Origin of the sequence: Pseudoalteromonas sp. C8 (assembly GCF_011378685.1) — a bacterium.
Classification (GTDB): Bacteria; Pseudomonadota; Gammaproteobacteria; order Enterobacterales; family Alteromonadaceae; genus Pseudoalteromonas; species Pseudoalteromonas arctica.
In genome coordinates this window covers 34967-51405 of record NZ_WTKT01000025.1, presented here as the reverse complement: position 1 = coordinate 51405, position 16439 = coordinate 34967, and the positions used below count along the sequence as shown (strand labels likewise).

The following is a 16439-nucleotide window of genomic DNA, read 5'->3' as shown; positions in this document are numbered from 1 at the left end:
TTGTGATCAAGAGACAGGGATATTGACAATGTAGGGCACCGATTCTATGAGGGAATGTAGAGCACGGAAGAACGCAAATGCATGGGATTCAAACACACAGCGATAGTATTCTGGATTTTTCATTTCTGTTTCGCTAGGTAATTCATCAGACATAGCCAAACCATAAGATTCAAAAGCTTTGTTAAATTCTTCATAATGAAACCTACAGTAGCGTTGATGACGATCTATGCTGTCTAAAGCTAATTTCAATTTTTCTTTTTTATCTACATCGTTAATCAACGCTAGAATATCTTCTTTGCTGAATTTTACTTTCATGATTTCCCTCCTTGTCAATTTCTTCACCTTTGAAAGTCATCATTCCAATATTAATTTTTTAGGTGAATATAGATTAAATCACCATAACCCCAAATGACAGTCCCTATAACTGTCATAAACAGCGTATATTGTTTGGAGTAGCTTACCGTACTCTTGAACTTTCTTTGGACATAAATAACACAATAAACTGGTGTTGAGTGTTCGCTAAAATTAATCACATCTTTAAATTTGTTTAGAAAATAATATTCTACTAAAACTGACGATATTAAAATTAGTGCTCCAAACCTAGAAAACCATGTATGCCAATCTTCATTTAGAGGATTGCAATAGAACAAAGATACTATGAATAATAAACAAATAAAGTTTAAAAAGATCCATTTCAATCTATCGACTTTAACCTGTGCAACCTTCTTATCAGCCCAACCTTTACCCGAACCATCTCCCATAACTTCATAAAGATCACATAAAGGCATTCCCCAAGGGCTTTTTGTATCTGTCATTTGTTGTTCATATCCTTTGCTTTTCTATTCCAACTAAATAATTTAAGATTTCTGGACACTGATAACGTATGAGCTGTCAATCAATAATGGCTTAATATCTAAAGGCAAAGGACCAAATCTTTACTTCATACATAATGATTAATTAACGCTTACTTTTGATATTTTTAAACATCCTACAATACAAAATACCGAGATAAATAGATAGAATAGCTTTGTTTTTTCAATCAAGGCGTCTGTCTTGTTTAATTATGGTTCTAAGTTTAACTGCTTGATTTTATTTTCAATTGTAGCTTTTAAACATAATATAAATTAGCTGTTTATACGCGCCGAAGCTTAAATGAATTACTGTGTCGGATGGCGCTTCGCTTATCCGACTTACGTGTTTAACTTAAATTTTTACGCAGACAAAAATGGCGTTGCCTGAGCGCTGTGCCCATGGGGTTATTTTGTCGTAGTCATGTTCAAATATGTGGATTTCGAAGTACGGCTTTAAGGCTTCTTTAAGCTCGGTATAACTAAAAGCAACCATTGGGTGCTCGTCGTGCCATACGAGTGTTTTATCTGCAGTGGTTTTTTCTATGCTGAGTTTTAATAACTGTTTGCTACCACTGCCACTGTAGTGCCAACCAGAGCGAAATGTGAAGAAGCTATTTTCGCTTGTTGCTGTGTGCTCTACAAATGAATCGCTGTCGATTTTGTTTTTATCAACCGTGTTAAAGCAAAATATTCCACCTACGTTTAATGCGCTGTGTACGCTGGCAAGGCATTCTTTTAACTTATTAATACCGTCGCAGTAATGGATTGAATACAAAAAGCAGGTAATTAAATCCAAGGGCTCGGTTACTTTAAACTCACTCATGTTTTGCAACGAAAATTGCGCTTCTGGACAACGAACTTTTGCTTTATCGAGCATTGGCTGGTTTAAATCAAGCCCACTACTTTTATAACCGTTATCAATAAAGTGGCGCACATGCGGGCCGGTGCCACACGCTAAATCGAGATGGGTGTTTGCGCCATTACCAAAAATTTGGTGCAGCCTGTGAATAGAATTGCTTTGGGCTTGATAATTAATATCTGCACACATTAAGTCGTAGTAATCAGAAAGGTCGGTGTAAAGCGCATTTGCGGACATATAAGCCTAGTGGTAAGTAGTAGAATATTTTTAAGTCGCGCATAGTAAACTAGTTATGGCTATTAGCGAAGAAGATATGAGTTTTAGGGTTGTCGGGTGGCGCTTCGCTTATCCGACCTACGTATTTAAATATTATGAAAGGTTATTAGAAAATGGTGCGGAAGTAGAGATTTGTTGGGTTTAGCTTCGCTCTACCCAACATACGTAATATAACTTTAAGCTGGCTTTAACTAATTCCTAAATACTTATGTACTTGTATTGATAGGCGCCAGTTTTTGGCAATACAGGTGTCGATTGCTAATTTTGTTGCTGATACTTTTTGGCTAATTGGCTGCAAATAAACAAGCTTAGGGTTAACACCTGTTTTGGCAAATAATTCTTCTAACTCTTCTACATGCTTTTGCATGGCAACGGGGTGTTTTATCTCGTTTGCACGCTTCATGGTGCTGGTAAGTACTTCATAACCACCGCGCATATTAATTTTTGGCGATACCGTTACCCATGTTTGCTCTGGGGCGAGTATTTCAAACGTGCCGCTGGTTTCTATTTGTGTACTAAAACCGTGTTCGTGTAATAAGTTACATACTGGATTTAAGTCAAACATGCATGGCTCGCCGCCAGTAATAACTACATGCTTTGCGGTATAGCCACGTGATTGAAACAACGCTAAAATTTGCTCTGCACTGGCGTTAGCCCAATGATCTGAGTCGGCTTTTTTTTCTACGGTTTCGTCCAGCGATACTTTATATACATTATCAACATCCCACGTTTGCTTAGTGTCGCACCAAGAGCAGCCTACTGGGCAGCCTTGCAGGCGTAAAAATATTGAGGGTGTGCCAGTAAAGCTAGCTTCACCTTGAATGGTTTCAAACACTTCATTAATTTTGTACAAAAGAGATCTCACTTACTACCTAGCAGCCAAATTGCTACTATTAAAAAACCAAAAAGCGCTGTGCAAAAATTGTTATTTAAGCTGCGGCCGTGTAGTATATCGCGCCCTGATATAAACCTCTATTAAAACTAAGAGCAAAACAGATATGACGCAAAAAGTAGTTGTTATTTATTCCGGCGGTATGGACTCATTTACCGTATTAAATAAAGCCCTGCAACAAGGCCATGATGTATATGCCCTATCATTTGACTATGGTCAGCGTCATGTAAAAGAGCTTAAAGTGGCGGCAAGTGTGTGTGAAAAATTAAACGTTCCACACAAAATTGTTGATATTTCGGCGATTAACCAACTTATTGGTGGCTCATCACTTACTGATGACATTGATGTGCCTGAAGGCCATTACGAAGAAGAAAGCATGAAAAGTACGATTGTACCTAATCGTAATATGATTTTGCTCTCGCTTGCTGTTGGTTACGCGGTATCACTTAAAGCTGGCCAAGTTTATTACGGCGCTCACTCTGGGGATCATGCTATTTACCCTGACTGCCGTCCTGAATTTGTGCAAAAAATGGATGATGTATGTCGTATTGCAAATTACGACGCTGTAGAAATTTTTAGCCCATACTTAAACAATACTAAAATTGGTATTTTAACCGACGGTATTGAAATGGGATTAGATTACAGCCAAACGTGGACTTGTTATAACGGCCGTGAAAAGGCCTGTGGTAAATGTGGCGCGTGCCAAGAACGCCTTGAAGCATTTGCACTAAATAACATTACAGACCCGTTAGAATACGAATAAGCACCAATTAATTAGCAATACAATTGCTGTAAACAAAAAAAGGCTATCATCGATAGCCTTTTTTGTTTAATTTTAACTAATGGATATAAATTACAACCAGCGTTTTACGCGCGCTTTATAGGCGGTAAATTCTTCGCCAAATAATTTAGTGAGCGCACGCTCCTCGGGTATTATTTGAAAAAACGTTAAATACGCAATAAACCCTATAATACATAAAAGTGCCCACAAGGAACTTAACCAAATACCCCACCCTGCTAAAATAAATGCAAAACCTACGTACATTGGGTTACGCGAAATCCGATAAATACCGCTAGTAATAAGTGTTGACGCTTGCTCAGGTTTATTAGGGTTTACAGTGGTGTTTGCTATTTTAAAACTCACCACCCCTGCAATACAAAAAACACACCCTATAATGACCAAACTTGCTGCTAAGTAGGTAATAAATGCGGTGAAATCAATAACACTGTAATGCGCAATAAGCGCCATTATGCCTGCAAAAAACAGCACAACAATAACGGGAGGTATTTTATTATTTAACATGGCAACTCACTGTATTGGCTAAAGTATGTTTATTATATGGTGGCTATGCAGCCATTAAACAATATCTGAAGTGTATAAATGATGAACACGCTCAAACCTGAGCTTAAGTAAAGTATACAAATTAAGTTACAATTGTCAGCTTTATCAAAAGCGCTTAAAGGTTATACTTTAACCATAAACGAATAATAAAATGATAAGGAATGAGATTATGTCTGGAACTACGATGATTGTACTTATTGTGCTAATTTCGGTTGGCTCAGGAGTGGTTTACGATATGTATAAAAAGCATCTTGAGTTTAAGCATAAAATGCAAAACAACAACAGCGATGCCCATAAACAATTAGCTGAAACAAATGCACAAGTGCTTGCATTAAAAGAGCGTGTACAAACACTTGAGGCTATTGTTACCGATTCAAGCTTTAGCGTTAAAGATGAAATTAATAAGCTTTAAATTGTTATAAGTAATTTGGATATAAATGTGCATTTTCTGGCTGCTCAATGCCGTGAGCAGCTAAAAACCCACCAATAGCTTGCCCGCAGCCCTGTGGTGCTCGCCCGCTGTCTATCTCAAAATTTAACTGGTTAGCATGTTGCTTACCCATAGAGCAAAGCCCTACAGTACTTGGCGAGCGCATAGCGATACTTAAGTTACCTATTTGCTCAACCACAACGTGCTTACTAAAGCGGGCAAAACCTTTGTACTTAAATTGCTCGTTTACGTAATCATTGCTTGTGGCTACTAATGCTGCAACTAAAGCGTGTAAAAAGCTATTAGCGGATGGATCTGCGGTTAAAAACGCGATTGTTTTTTTATTAAACTCGCTAAGTTGGCAATCTTCACACAACAGCTCAACAGTATATAAATGTTGCTCGGCTATTTGCTGCTGGCTCTTAAGCTCAATACTTTTTCCTGCAAATACAATACGTTTAAGCACTTCATCAACACGGCTTTCAGCACTTTCACTTTTAACAAGCTCAGGGTTTTGCGCCATTACCGGTAAGTCGTGATGGTTATTAAATGGCGTACTTGTTGCGCCGCTTTGCATTAACTGAAAAAGCTCTCTTACTTCATGTTCACGCGCTACTTTTAACGCTAAAAATGCAGTTTGGATAAGTTCTGAAGTAGGTAAGTTTTCCTCTACTATCCAGCGTCTGCCAAATAATAGCTTTTTGGCTTTGCCTTCATTTGCAGATGCACTTTTTTGATAGTTATCTGGGCTCAGCACTGCTACTTGCAGGTAAATTTCTTCACCTTTTTGTGCAGCAAGCACCCTAAAGTGAGCCGAAAATTCTATACTCTCAAGCACTTCGTTTACGCTTTCAAGCGTGTGCTTGTAACGTAAAAAATGTTGTGGCACTACCCAACTACTATTAGCCAATTGCACAAGGGGTGCATAAGAAATAGGTTGCTCGTAACTGTGTTGCCATTTTTGCTCATTGCTAAGCAAATGATTAATGTGACTCTTGTTATCTGACATAAATAAACCAAATAAACTCGCGTTGTGCGATATAAACTATGAACACATTACGTCGTCAATGTCGTAATTAGATCACATGTACGCCCTACTTTCGGGCTTTTTTAACTATCGGTGAGTTCTTGATAGTCTGTTATAACTTTTTGATAGTATGGCTTATCTTTATTGAGTATTTTATTATAATGATTTATGAGTTGGCGCTGGTACATAGCGTGTTCTACACTAGCAAAGTCCCACATTTTATTACCGGTGTGACTAATCTCATTATTGCTACTAAAGCTCACTTCAATCACTTCATAAAAACGTTTGTTGTCGTAAACTATTTGCTCACTTACAAGCCCTAAACCTAATTGTTTTAAACCGACTCGCAACTTATAAGTGTGATGCACTGGGCATAAAATAAACCGAACATTATTTAAATGCTCCACTGCATTATTAGCAATAATTTGTTGTATTAAACTTAACAACAGCTCACCGCCAACACCTGCTATTACAACTACTTGGCTTTTACTTTGAGCAATTTCAATTTTGCCTACATCCTGACATAAGACCTGCCACTGCGGATTTTTATTACAGGTTTTTTGTAATTTATTAATAGATGATAATTGCGTTTCTAGGTCGTTCATTAAAGTGGCGACTATATCTACAAAAATAACCTGGTTTGCAGCTGCGCGTTTTAATAGCGCCATGCCTAAATAACCATGGTCGCAGCAGCAATCCCAAATAATACCGTGATGCTGCGAGATTAATGTATCAATGGCAGTTAGGCGTTTGCTGAGCTTCATTTAATCTGCAGATTGTGACGTTTTGTAGATAAGTGCTTTTAAGCTTCTGTCGCTGTCTACTTCAATAAAACGCTCGGTAGGGGCTAGGCGCTCAACAAATTCAATTGCGCCTTGGGTGTGCTCGTTTATTAACGCTTTAAACGCCTCTTCGCTAAGCTCTGGGCTATTAGCGCACAATAACAATTGTGTGGTATCGCAAAGTAGCTCTGGCAACCTGCGCAGCACTTTTTGATAGTCTTTAGTTAATATAAAGCTGCCTTTTTGAAAGCTTGGCGGATCAACTATTATTAAGTCAAACGGGGCTGCTTTTTTTAGTTTTCCAAACGACTTTAAAATATCGTGAGGTAAAAAACTTACGCCACGCTCAAAACCATTTAATTGATGGTTTTGCTTGCCGACTTTAAGTACACCTTTGCTCATATCCATATTCATCACATGATCTGCCCCGCCTTGCATTGCGGCAAGCGAAAACCCACACGTGTACGAAAATAAATTAAGCACTTTGCCATGCTTACTATTAGCCATTACAAACTCACGGCCGCTGCGCATATCGGGAAATATTCCGGTATTTTGACGGCTCTGTAAATCAACCAAAAAACGAATGCCGTTTTCGGTTACAACATGCGGGTTAGGTAATTGCCCATAAACCACGGTGTTTTGGCTTTGTACGCCAGCGCGTTGCTGATACACAAGTGACGTAATAAGCTCTGGCTGGTTTTTTTGTGCCCACTGCCACACAACATCGGTAAGCTCGCTTAGTGTTTGCTCGTCAATTTCGTCGTACGAAACCAAAAACAAACTTGGCGGATAAAAGTCTAAATTAATATGACTTAACGCCTCAACACTATGGCCACGGCCATGAAAAACACGGCACAGTTCATTTTTTAAAATTGGCGCATCTTCAAGCGCAGTAATAAGAGGAGTAAAGTTTGCTGTCATTTTTAATTAATCAACTGTTGTTGTAGTTCATGTATTTCATCGCGAACAGAGCCCGCTTTTTCAAATTCTAGGTCGCTTGCGTATGCATGCATTTTGGTTTCAAGCTGCTTAATTTGCACTGTAATTTCTTTCGCACTAAGTACCTTTTTAGAGTCTTTACGAACAAGTCTAAGGTTATCTTTAGGGCCGGCTTCTTCGCCTACATCCATCGCATCAAGAATCTTTTTGGCTAGTGAATGCGGTTCAATACCGTGTTCTATATTATAAGCATGCTGAATTTCGCGTCTGCGCGCTGTTTCGTCCATGGCCTTAGCCATCGATTTTGTAATTTTATCACCGTACAAAATAGCGCGGCCATCTAAGTGACGTGCAGCACGACCAATGGTTTGAATGATTGAACGCGCTGAGCGTAAAAAGCCTTCTTTATCGGCATCAAGTATGGCTACTAGCGCCACTTCTGGCATATCCAGGCCTTCTCGAAGTAAGTTAATGCCCACTAACACATCAAACACACCTGCACGTAAATCACGAATAATCTCAACCCGTTCAACCGTGTCTATGTCTGAATGTAAGTAACGCACTTTTACGTCGTGCTCACTTAAGTAATCGGTTAAATCCTCAGACATACGTTTGGTCAAAGTGGTTACAAGTACGCGTTCGCCCTTCTCTACACTTTTATAAATTTCTGAAAGTAAATCATCAACCTGATCGCCTACCGGGCGCACTTCAATAAGTGGATCGAGCAGCCCAGTTGGGCGAATTACTTGCTCTGCGATTGCGCCCACACAACGGTCTAACTCAAAGTCGCCTGGCGTTGCCGATACATAAATTGTTTGTGGTGAAATAGCTTCAAATTCTTCAAAGCGCAGCGGCCTGTTGTCCATTGCTGAGGGCATTCTGAAGCCATACTCAACCAGGTTTTCTTTTCGGCTTCTGTCGCCTTTATACATTGCGCCAATTTGCGATACGGTTACGTGCGATTCATCAATAATCATCAATGCGTCGTCTGGGAGATAATCAAGCAATGTGGGTGGCGGATCGCCCGGCGTACGGCCCGATAAATAGCGGCTGTAGTTTTCTATACCAGAGCAATAACCTAGCTCTCGCATCATTTCTATATCGTATTGCGTACGCTGTGTTACGCGTTGCTCTTCTACTAATTTATTAGCACTGAGTAACTGGGCTCTTCGATCTTTTAGTTCTTCTTGTATTTTATCGATAGCACCGAGTATTTTTTCACGCGGGGTAACATAGTGTGTTTTTGGATAGATAGTGGTACGTATTATATGTTTTTCGACGGCGCCAGTAAGCGGGTCAAAAATACTCAAGCGCTCTATTTCGTCATCAAACATTTCTACGCGAATTGCGAAGGTGCTAGATTCTGCAGGAAATATGTCGACCACTTCACCACGAACACGATATGTACCACGGCTAAAATCTATATCGTTGCGGGTGTATTGTATCTCAGCTAGGCGACGTAGCATGTCGCGTTGGTCTACTTTTTCGCCCACTTTTAAAAGTAGCATCATTTTCATGTATGATTTAGGGTCGCCCAAACCATAAATAGCCGATACCGACGCCACAATAATGGTGTCGCGGCGTTCAAGCAGTGCTTTGGTCGCACTTAAACGCATTTGTTCTATATGCTCGTTTATCGAGGCATCTTTTTCAATAAATGTGTCGCTAGATACAACATAGGCTTCTGGCTGGTAGTAATCGTAATACGATACAAAATACTCAACCGCATTTTTAGGGAAAAACTCTTTCATTTCCCCATATAGCTGCGCGGCAAGCGTTTTATTGTGCGCCATTATTATTGTTGGACGGTTTAAATCGTTAATAATATTAGCCATGGTAAAGGTTTTACCTGTACCGGTGGCACCTAATAAAGTTTGGTGTGCAAGGCCTGCTTCTAATCCTTCGCATAGCTGCTTAATCGCTGTGGGCTGATCGCCTGCTGGTTTAAAATGTGATTTTAACTGAAAATGGTCGCTCAATTATTGCACTCCTGTAACGATTCGCCGCTCAGCGCTTCTAGTTTTTTCATAAACCATTTGTATGCCACTATTGCTGTAAATAAGTTACCTAAAGCAGCGCCAATAAATAGCCCTAATAATCCGGCTATTTCGTTGCCTACATAAGCAAATGGTACATAAAATATGAATAACCGAATGACACTTAATACCAATGCGTACATTGGTTTGTGTAAAGCATTAAACGATGAGTTTGATAATATGATCACCCCTTGTAAGCCATAGCTTAGCGGGATGGTATAAATAAAGAGTTTAATTACATCTATTACGGCTTGTTCTTTACCAAATAATTGGCTTATAACACCTGAAAATGCAATGAGTAATACGTAAATGGCAAATTGCCATACCATCACAAATTTTAGTGTGCCGGTATACGCTTCTTTAACGCGGCATAATTTGCCAGCGCCAAAGTTTTGGCTAACAAATGGCGGTAATGTCATCGATAGCGCAAGCACTAATATACTTGCAATAGATTCTATTCGGCTTCCCACTCCAAATGCGGCTACGGCTTCTGGCCCGTGGTGCGCAACCATAGCGGTCATTACGGCCATTGCAACCGGTGTAAGCATGTTTGCGCCGGCAGCAGGCAAACCAATTTTTAATATTTTACGAATAGCGCCCGTCACTGTTTGCTTGCCTGCTTTTAGGCTCAACAAGCGCTTTTTAACCGCTAATATATATAAAATAATAACCACAGCAACCGACCATGCAATAACGCTTGCTATGGCCGCGCCTTGAATACCTAACGCTGGTACTGGCCCAAAACCAAATATCAATATAGGGTCGAGTACGGCGTTTATGAGCCCTGCTCCACCCATTACTATACTTGGCGTTTTTGTATCGCCACTGGCGCGCAGTACCGAGTTACCAATCATTGGGGTTATTAAAAATACACTACCAATAAACCATATATTCATGTATTCGTGTATTAACGGCAATACTTGTGCGCCCGCTCCTAGCAAAGTAAATATGGGGTCAATCAGTAAATACCCAACAGATGACAACACAATAACCAGAACCACACCTACCATTAAAGAAATACTGGCGTCAAAACGCGCTTCATCTATTTTATTACTCCCGAGCGCTTTTGCTATTACCGCCGATGTACCGATCCCCAGCCCTATTGCTAAGCTAATAACGGTAAAGGTAACCGGAAATGTAAAGCTCACCGCTGCAAGCGGCTCAGTGCCTAGTAAGCTTATAAAGAATGTATCGACAATATTGAACATCATTAGCGTGATCATGCCGAATATCATCGGGATGGTCATCGTCTTTAATGTGGGCAAGATGGGATCGTTTAGTAAATCTGGGCGAGTCTGGGATTTTGAAATTGCGCGCATGAAATAAATAGGCCTCTTTTACTGAACGAATCATTTTAAAGCATCAAGGCAGTTCAAGCCACGGATTTATCACTACAATTGAAGTAATTAAAGAAGTAAAGATTCGAAAAAATAGTAAAGCTTAGTTTTTGCATCTTTTTGTTAAAATAGAGCCTAAACACACCAAAAACCAATTAAAACACATTTTTATAACTTTTATTACAAACACCCAGTGATATATGATGCTTTTTTACACAAAGGTACTGCTTGGTTTATCGTTACGAAAAAATTCCCTCATCGAGTTGCATACATTCAGCATCAAATCATAACCCATTGTTTTATATTGAATTAAAAATAGTGATTTAAAAGCTTGAAATCGTTGTAGCACCCTAAACCATTGGTGCCGATGATGTTCTTAAAGTTTCATAAACAGAGTTATCCACAGAAACCGTGGATAACTCATTCAAACCCGCATTTATAAAGGCTTTGAGAGAGCCTCCATTTTCGGTGATATCCAACCAATTGACCATTTGTTAATTGTGGCATTTTTATAAACTCACGCTAAAAACTGTAGCTCACCAATTTTTCTTCTTAACATAGTTGTACGTTAGGTATAAAAAAACGTTTAATACAAAGTTAAGTTATTGATTGCTCTATTTTTGAACGGATAAAACAAATACTCATTTTATACATAGTGATTAGATCACAATTTAGATCAAAAAATATTTCTGCGAATATACGTATAGGTATATTTTTAGAAAATTAAAACAAAAAACGAATTAAATACGAAAAATATCGCTAAGTAAAAAATGAGTTTTTATGTTTTTGAGTTGTTTTTTAATAACAAGCCACTTTAATACCGTGTTTAATTTAACCAATTTGAAGACTCAGCAATAATAAAAGTCACATTGTTATTCTTAAATTTTTAAAAAAGTAACTTTAATAGAGCTATAAAACACGCAGATCGAACACAAAAACAACGAATAAACCTCTTTTTTCAATTTATGACTTTTATATGTTGACACTTTGCGGCGCGGTCATTAATATTTCGCCCCGTTGAAAGGCAAGACAATTCCCCCTTAGCTCAGTTGGTTAGAGCGACGGACTGTTAATCCGCAGGTCCCCCGTTCGAGTCGGGGAGGGGGAGCCAAGTTTATGTTTATGATGTAGTTCCCCCTTAGCTCAGTTGGTTAGAGCGACGGACTGTTAATCCGCAGGTCCCCCGTTCGAGTCGGGGAGGGGGAGCCAAATCATCATAATAATATCACTACTTTAATTCCCCCTTAGCTCAGTTGGTTAGAGCGACGGACTGTTAATCCGCAGGTCCCCCGTTCGAGTCGGGGAGGGGGAGCCAAGTTTATGTTTATGATGTAGTTCCCCCTTAGCTCAGTTGGTTAGAGCGACGGACTGTTAATCCGCAGGTCCCCCGTTCGAGTCGGGGAGGGGGAGCCAAATCATCATAATAATATCACTACTTTAGTTCCCCCTTAGCTCAGTTGGTTAGAGCGACGGACTGTTAATCCGCAGGTCCCCCGTTCGAGTCGGGGAGGGGGAGCCAATTCTAAGAATTTCATAGACATCTCAAGCTAATTCCACTACTCTTCCTTATATAACTAAAGCATTAGTTTATTCCTTAATGCGCTGTACTTAGTTTATTAATCAAGGACTTGATTCCTTCCCTTTTGAATTATTAAAAGACTGAAAACATGGCTGGATTTAAAAAACTTATTTTTATACAAATTATCTCTTGGTTATTGTGTGTTGCAGCAGGAAGCTACTTCATATCTATAAGCTTTGATACTGCGGTAAGTGATGCACAAAAAAGTGCGCAAACTACTGTTACTAAGTATATTAATGACCTTTCTTTAGACGATATTTCTGCTCAAAATTTAAAACAATCAATTGCAGATGGTAAAACGTTTTCAAGCTTCACCCTAAGAGATTACCAAGGGGCTGAAATATTTAGCATTAACCCCCCTACTCAATTACCAATGTTTGCTGATTTTGTACTCTCTAACTTTAACTCAGTGCGCCCTCAATTTGCTGTAAATGACGCCTCAGATATAAAAGTTGAATTTGTACTTAACATTGAGCATTTAGCGTCGCAGCTACAAACGTCCCTTTTTATTGTTATTTTGATTTCTGCCATTTTAGTTATTATTCCAATAATTCTAATGAAATCTATTTTTTACCATTTAAATAAAAACATAAGTACAACAGTTGCTGACATTATCGATATTTATATCAATCAAAACCAAGTTGATAATGATTTAGAAACAGCACTAGATGGCACTCGATTGAAAAAAATGGGAAAAGATTTAGTACCTAGCTTTAATCGGCTATCACATTTTTTAAAAAACAAAAACGAAGACATACAAAGCGCTGCTATGACTATTAAGCATGAAGCGTACAAAGATGTAATTACCTCGCTTGGTAATCGTAATATGTTTGTTGAGTACTACGAAAAAAATATTGAAAATACTGAGCAAAGTACATTTGGTTCTTTAGCTATGGTTCGTTGTAGCGAACTACAAGCTATAAACCAAAGCCGTGGTTATCAAAAAGGTGACGAGTACGTTAAAGGCGTTGCCGATATTATTAAGCACATAAGCGGCACTTACACTGGCAGCCAAGTATTTAGATTAAACAGCTCTGATTTTGCGGTAGTACTCCCCCACATTCCTTTAAAAGAAGCTGAGCGCTTTGGTGAAAACCTGCAATCGCGCTTCACGCAGTACCAACAAAACCAAGAGTTAAGCTCGGTAGCTAATACAGGTATTGTAGGATACGAAAAAGGTAAGCCGTTAGGCGAATTGCTTTCTGTTGTTGATAACGCAATGAGCATGGCGCAATCAAAACAAGTAAACGCATGGCACGTACAACGCGAAACCGATTTAGTTAATAACGTAAGTGCGGGTTTTGGTAATCAAAACTGGCGTAAGGTTATTAAAGAAGTTATTGAATCTAAACGTGTGCATTTGGTGATGCAAAACATTATGCCGCTTGGTAAAAGCATAAAAGCCTACGCTGAAGTACAAGTTCGATTTAAAACAGAAGACAATCAAGTACTGCCTACCGCTTCTTTTTTAGCGATGGCCGAAAAGCTTGATATGGCAATAGAAATTGATCGCCTGATAATAGACTCTTCTCTTGAAAAGGTTAAAAGCCGTAATTTATCTGAAAAGTTTTTTGGTTTAAATGTAACAGCCTCTAGTGCACACAACGATCAGTTTGTAATTTGGCTAGAGCGCCGATTATTGAAAGATACGCATATTGCATCTAAACTTGTATTTGAAGTAAGTGAGTTTGGTTTACAGCAAAACATCAAGGCTAGTAAGCGCTTTATCGACATGGTTCACCGTGTTGGCGCACGCGTTACAGTTGAACGTTTTGGTGTTGGCTTAACTTCATTTAAGTTTTTCCGAGATTTAAAACCTGACTTTATTAAAATGGACGCAAGTTATACTCGCGGCCTCGAAGACGATAAAAACAATCAGTACTTTATGCGCTTAATGGTCGATTTAGCCCACCGCATTGGTGTTAGCGTATTTGCTGAGGGCGTTGAGAGCCAAGAAGAAAAGCACATTATAGAAACGTTGTGTTTAGATGGCGTTCAAGGTTATTACATAGAAAAACCTAAAGACATATAGTCTATTGGAGGCATCATGAAAAGAGTAATTACCTTTATTATACTTTTTATTATGCCTTTGAGTTTGTACGCAAACGGCCCGCAAAAAGAATTAGTTTTTAGCACTCACAACTATCCTCCATTTTCATTTGTTGATGAACACGATAATGCCGCTGGCCCCTTTGTTGATATACTTACCTTAGCGTGTAAACGCCTCAATTATAAATGTGAGTTTATCAGCGTACCAAATCGTCGCTCTAAGCTCATGTTAAAAAACCTGCAAGCTCAAGGAAACTTTCCTATGGGCTGGAATCTTGACCGCAACGAATGGCTTTATTTTTCGATCCCGCTTATGAAAATGCAATATGGATTTTTTCAACCTGAGGGTGCAAAAAAAACCATCAAAAGCCTCAATGATCTACAAAAAATGCAAATTGCTGTTTTTGGCCCTTCAAATGCATCTTTTCAACTAATCAAAATACAGCAACAAATGATTAAAGACGGATTGAGGGAATTTGATATTGTTTTACTCACCGATGCCAATGGCACGGGTGTAAAAATGATAGAAAACAATCGTATAGATGGGTACTTTGCCAATACTTTACAAGCACGCGCTAGACTAAAACAATTTAACTTACATCATGTTAATTTGGCCTTTTTACAAAGCGAATCCCCCTATTTTATTGGTTTTAATAAAATTCAATTATCTCCTGAACAAATTGCCCTATTTAATAAAGTACTATTAGATTTATACCAAGAACACGATCAATTTAAAGATATTTTAAAGCCATATAATATCGATCCTATTCTAATTACACCTGAAATCTTAAGTCGCTTTAATATCATTACTGATTGAGTCGTTTATTTGCTTCTCATGTGTTGTTAATCGATAAAGAAAAAAGGATAATACCCACGTTTATTATAGCGTGAGGCACACATGACAGAATATGTCTTGTTATTGATTGGAACCGTTCTGGTTAATAACTTTGTATTAGTACAATTTTTAGGCTTATGTCCGTTTATGGGCGTATCAGGTAAGCTTGATACGGCGATTGGTATGTCTTTGGCAACCACGTTTGTGCTTACCCTTGCCTCTGTAACTAGCTATTTAGTTAATCAATATATTTTAATCCCTCTGGATATCGCCTTTTTACGCACCATGAGCTTTATTTTAGTGATTGCCGTTGTAGTGCAATTTACCGAAATGGTTGTGCGTAAAACAAGCCCTACTCTATATCGTTTATTAGGCATATTTTTACCGCTGATCACCACTAACTGTGCGGTATTAGGTGTGGCTTTACTAAATATCAAAGAAGATCATTCGTTTTTACAATCTGCGGTGTATGGTTTTGGTGCTGCGGTTGGTTTTTCTTTAGTGCTTGTATTGTTTGCAGCACTACGAGAACGTTTAGCAGCTGCTGACGTTCCTACGCCTTTTAAAGGCGCCTCTATTGCAATGATCACTGCAGGCTTAATGTCGATGGCGTTTATGGGTTTTACTGGATTAGTGAAGTTTTAATATGACCTTGTTTTATGCCTTGATAGCGATTGGTTCGCTAGCACTCATTTTTGGACTTATTTTAGGGTTTGCAGCAATTCGCTTTCGCGTTGAAGGTAACCCTATTGTTGAGCAAATTGATACTATTTTGCCGCAAACTCAATGCGGACAATGTGGCTACCCGGGTTGTCGCCCTTACGCCGAAGCCATAGCCAATGGCGATGAAATAAATAAATGCCCACCGGGCGGCGAATCAACCATGAAAAAGCTTGCCGGCTTAATGGGTGTTGATGAAAAACCACTTGCCGGTGGCGAGCAAGCAGAACCTATAAAAACAGTGGCTTATATTCGCGAAGACGAATGTATTGGCTGTACCAAATGTATTCAAGCCTGCCCGGTTGACGCCATTTTGGGCGCAACTCGTCAAATGCACACTGTATTAATTGATGAATGTACTGGCTGTGATTTATGTGTTGAGCCTTGCCCTGTAGATTGCATTGATATGCTACCTGTAGCCGAAACTAAACAAAACTGGAAATGGCAGCTAGATGCTATTCCTGTTACACAAATAGATTAGAGGT

At 39.0% G+C, this 16439-nt stretch carries 16 protein-coding genes and 5 tRNA genes; 11 read left to right on the top strand and 10 right to left on the bottom strand.

Annotation, left to right across the window (positions count from 1 at the left end; translation table 11 throughout):
• Positions 1-6 precede the first annotated feature (6 nt).
• The 4 genes from GQR39_RS18520 to queE form a co-directional block, all read right to left on the bottom strand.
• Positions 7-315, bottom strand: coding sequence for a hypothetical protein (locus GQR39_RS18520; RefSeq protein ID WP_165736323.1), 309 nt, complete (start codon positions 313-315; stop codon positions 7-9).
• 50 nt (positions 316-365) lie between these two features.
• Complete coding sequence (locus GQR39_RS18515; RefSeq protein WP_165736322.1) at positions 366-815, bottom strand: hypothetical protein; 450 nt, start codon at positions 813-815, stop codon at positions 366-368.
• A gap of 388 nt (positions 816-1203) precedes the next feature.
• Positions 1204-1947 (bottom strand): class I SAM-dependent methyltransferase, encoded by a 744-nt coding sequence (locus GQR39_RS18510; protein ID WP_165736321.1) that lies wholly within the window; start codon positions 1945-1947, stop codon positions 1204-1206.
• Positions 1948-2173: 226 nt separating this feature from the next.
• The gene (queE, locus tag GQR39_RS18505; protein WP_002960417.1) at positions 2174-2839 is read right to left on the bottom strand and encodes a 7-carboxy-7-deazaguanine synthase QueE; all 666 of its coding nucleotides are present in this window, start codon (positions 2837-2839) and stop codon (positions 2174-2176) included.
• Between the two features lie 145 nt (positions 2840-2984).
• Here queE and queC point away from each other — a divergent pair, with 145 nt between their 5' ends.
• Positions 2985-3641 carry a 7-cyano-7-deazaguanine synthase QueC gene (gene queC / locus GQR39_RS18500; protein WP_007583902.1) on the top strand — a complete coding sequence of 219 codons (657 nt, stop codon included), beginning with the start codon at positions 2985-2987 and terminating at the stop codon, positions 3639-3641.
• A gap of 90 nt (positions 3642-3731) precedes the next feature.
• Here the strand turns inward: queC and GQR39_RS18495 are convergent, their stop codons facing one another.
• Positions 3732-4181, bottom strand: coding sequence for an isoprenylcysteine carboxylmethyltransferase family protein (locus GQR39_RS18495; RefSeq protein WP_165736320.1), 450 nt, complete (start codon positions 4179-4181; stop codon positions 3732-3734).
• A 208-nt stretch (positions 4182-4389) separates the two neighbouring features.
• Between GQR39_RS18495 and GQR39_RS18490 the strand changes: the two genes are divergently transcribed.
• Complete coding sequence (locus tag GQR39_RS18490; protein WP_007583900.1) at positions 4390-4632, top strand: hypothetical protein; 243 nt, start codon at positions 4390-4392, stop codon at positions 4630-4632.
• Between the two features lie 4 nt (positions 4633-4636).
• On the opposite strand, the gene GQR39_RS18485 is transcribed toward GQR39_RS18490, so the two are convergent.
• From GQR39_RS18485 to GQR39_RS18465, 5 genes are all read right to left on the bottom strand, one after another.
• Complete coding sequence (locus tag GQR39_RS18485; protein WP_165736319.1) at positions 4637-5659, bottom strand: hypothetical protein; 1023 nt, start codon at positions 5657-5659, stop codon at positions 4637-4639.
• Between the two features lie 101 nt (positions 5660-5760).
• A complete protein-coding gene (locus tag GQR39_RS18480) occupies positions 5761-6441 on the bottom strand; it encodes a tRNA (adenine(22)-N(1))-methyltransferase TrmK (protein ID WP_165736318.1) in 681 nt (226 codons plus the stop codon).
• Positions 6442-7380, bottom strand: a complete 939-nt coding sequence (locus tag GQR39_RS18475) for a class I SAM-dependent methyltransferase (protein ID WP_165736317.1) — start codon at positions 7378-7380, stop codon at positions 6442-6444.
• Between the two features lie 2 nt (positions 7381-7382).
• The gene (gene uvrB, locus GQR39_RS18470) at positions 7383-9377 is read right to left on the bottom strand and encodes an excinuclease ABC subunit UvrB (RefSeq protein ID WP_007583893.1); all 1995 of its coding nucleotides are present in this window, start codon (positions 9375-9377) and stop codon (positions 7383-7385) included.
• On the bottom strand, positions 9374-10753 hold the full coding sequence (locus tag GQR39_RS18465; protein WP_024591018.1) for an MATE family efflux transporter: 1380 nt from the start codon (positions 10751-10753) through the stop codon (positions 9374-9376). Before GQR39_RS18465 ends, uvrB begins: the two co-directional genes overlap by 4 nt.
• Before the next feature lie 1052 nt (positions 10754-11805).
• Here GQR39_RS18465 and GQR39_RS18460 point away from each other — a divergent pair.
• The 9 genes from GQR39_RS18460 to rsxB all read left to right on the top strand — a co-directional run bounded on the left by GQR39_RS18460 (position 11806) and on the right by rsxB (position 16435).
• Positions 11806-11882, top strand: a tRNA-Asn gene (locus tag GQR39_RS18460).
• Positions 11883-11903: 21 nt separating this feature from the next.
• Positions 11904-11980, top strand: a tRNA-Asn gene (locus GQR39_RS18455).
• 29 nt (positions 11981-12009) lie between these two features.
• A tRNA-Asn gene (locus tag GQR39_RS18450) sits at positions 12010-12086 on the top strand.
• Between the two features lie 21 nt (positions 12087-12107).
• Positions 12108-12184, top strand: a tRNA-Asn gene (locus GQR39_RS18445).
• A 29-nt stretch (positions 12185-12213) separates the two neighbouring features.
• Positions 12214-12290 (top strand) — tRNA-Asn (locus GQR39_RS18440).
• A 148-nt stretch (positions 12291-12438) separates the two neighbouring features.
• Positions 12439-14382, top strand: a complete 1944-nt coding sequence (locus tag GQR39_RS18435; RefSeq protein ID WP_007585367.1) for a GGDEF domain-containing protein — start codon at positions 12439-12441, stop codon at positions 14380-14382.
• Between the two features lie 15 nt (positions 14383-14397).
• Positions 14398-15216 carry a transporter substrate-binding domain-containing protein gene (locus tag GQR39_RS18430; RefSeq protein ID WP_165736316.1) on the top strand — a complete coding sequence of 273 codons (819 nt, stop codon included), beginning with the start codon at positions 14398-14400 and terminating at the stop codon, positions 15214-15216.
• 81 nt (positions 15217-15297) lie between these two features.
• Positions 15298-15879: an electron transport complex subunit RsxA gene (gene rsxA, locus GQR39_RS18425; RefSeq protein WP_008172491.1), complete on the top strand. Its 582-nt coding sequence runs from the start codon at positions 15298-15300 to the stop codon at positions 15877-15879.
• Position 15880: 1 nt separating this feature from the next.
• Positions 15881-16435, top strand: coding sequence for an electron transport complex subunit RsxB (rsxB, locus tag GQR39_RS18420; protein ID WP_007585357.1), 555 nt, complete (start codon positions 15881-15883; stop codon positions 16433-16435).
• Positions 16436-16439 lie beyond the last annotated feature (4 nt).

Excerpts from the sequence above, each read along its gene's own strand:
- GQR39_RS18490 (WP_007583900.1), top strand. The coding sequence starts at position 4,390 with ATGTCTGGAACTACGATGATTGTACTTATTGTGCTAATTTCGGTTGGC.
- rsxA (WP_008172491.1), top strand. The coding sequence starts at position 15,298 with ATGACAGAATATGTCTTGTTATTGATTGGAACCGTTCTGGTTAATAAC.
- GQR39_RS18465 (WP_024591018.1), bottom strand. The coding sequence starts at position 10,753 with ATGCGCGCAATTTCAAAATCCCAGACTCGCCCAGATTTACTAAACGAT.
- rsxB (WP_007585357.1), top strand. The coding sequence starts at position 15,881 with ATGACCTTGTTTTATGCCTTGATAGCGATTGGTTCGCTAGCACTCATT.
- GQR39_RS18520 (WP_165736323.1), bottom strand. The coding sequence starts at position 315 with ATGAAAGTAAAATTCAGCAAAGAAGATATTCTAGCGTTGATTAACGAT.
- GQR39_RS18510 (WP_165736321.1), bottom strand. The coding sequence starts at position 1,947 with ATGTCCGCAAATGCGCTTTACACCGACCTTTCTGATTACTACGACTTA.
- GQR39_RS18430 (WP_165736316.1), top strand. The coding sequence starts at position 14,398 with ATGAAAAGAGTAATTACCTTTATTATACTTTTTATTATGCCTTTGAGT.
- GQR39_RS18485 (WP_165736319.1), bottom strand. The coding sequence starts at position 5,659 with ATGTCAGATAACAAGAGTCACATTAATCATTTGCTTAGCAATGAGCAA.
- GQR39_RS18480 (WP_165736318.1), bottom strand. The coding sequence starts at position 6,441 with ATGAAGCTCAGCAAACGCCTAACTGCCATTGATACATTAATCTCGCAG.
- GQR39_RS18475 (WP_165736317.1), bottom strand. The coding sequence starts at position 7,380 with ATGACAGCAAACTTTACTCCTCTTATTACTGCGCTTGAAGATGCGCCA.
- queC (WP_007583902.1), top strand. The coding sequence starts at position 2,985 with ATGACGCAAAAAGTAGTTGTTATTTATTCCGGCGGTATGGACTCATTT.
- GQR39_RS18515 (WP_165736322.1), bottom strand. The coding sequence starts at position 815 with ATGACAGATACAAAAAGCCCTTGGGGAATGCCTTTATGTGATCTTTAT.
- GQR39_RS18495 (WP_165736320.1), bottom strand. The coding sequence starts at position 4,181 with ATGTTAAATAATAAAATACCTCCCGTTATTGTTGTGCTGTTTTTTGCA.
- GQR39_RS18435 (WP_007585367.1), top strand. The coding sequence starts at position 12,439 with ATGGCTGGATTTAAAAAACTTATTTTTATACAAATTATCTCTTGGTTA.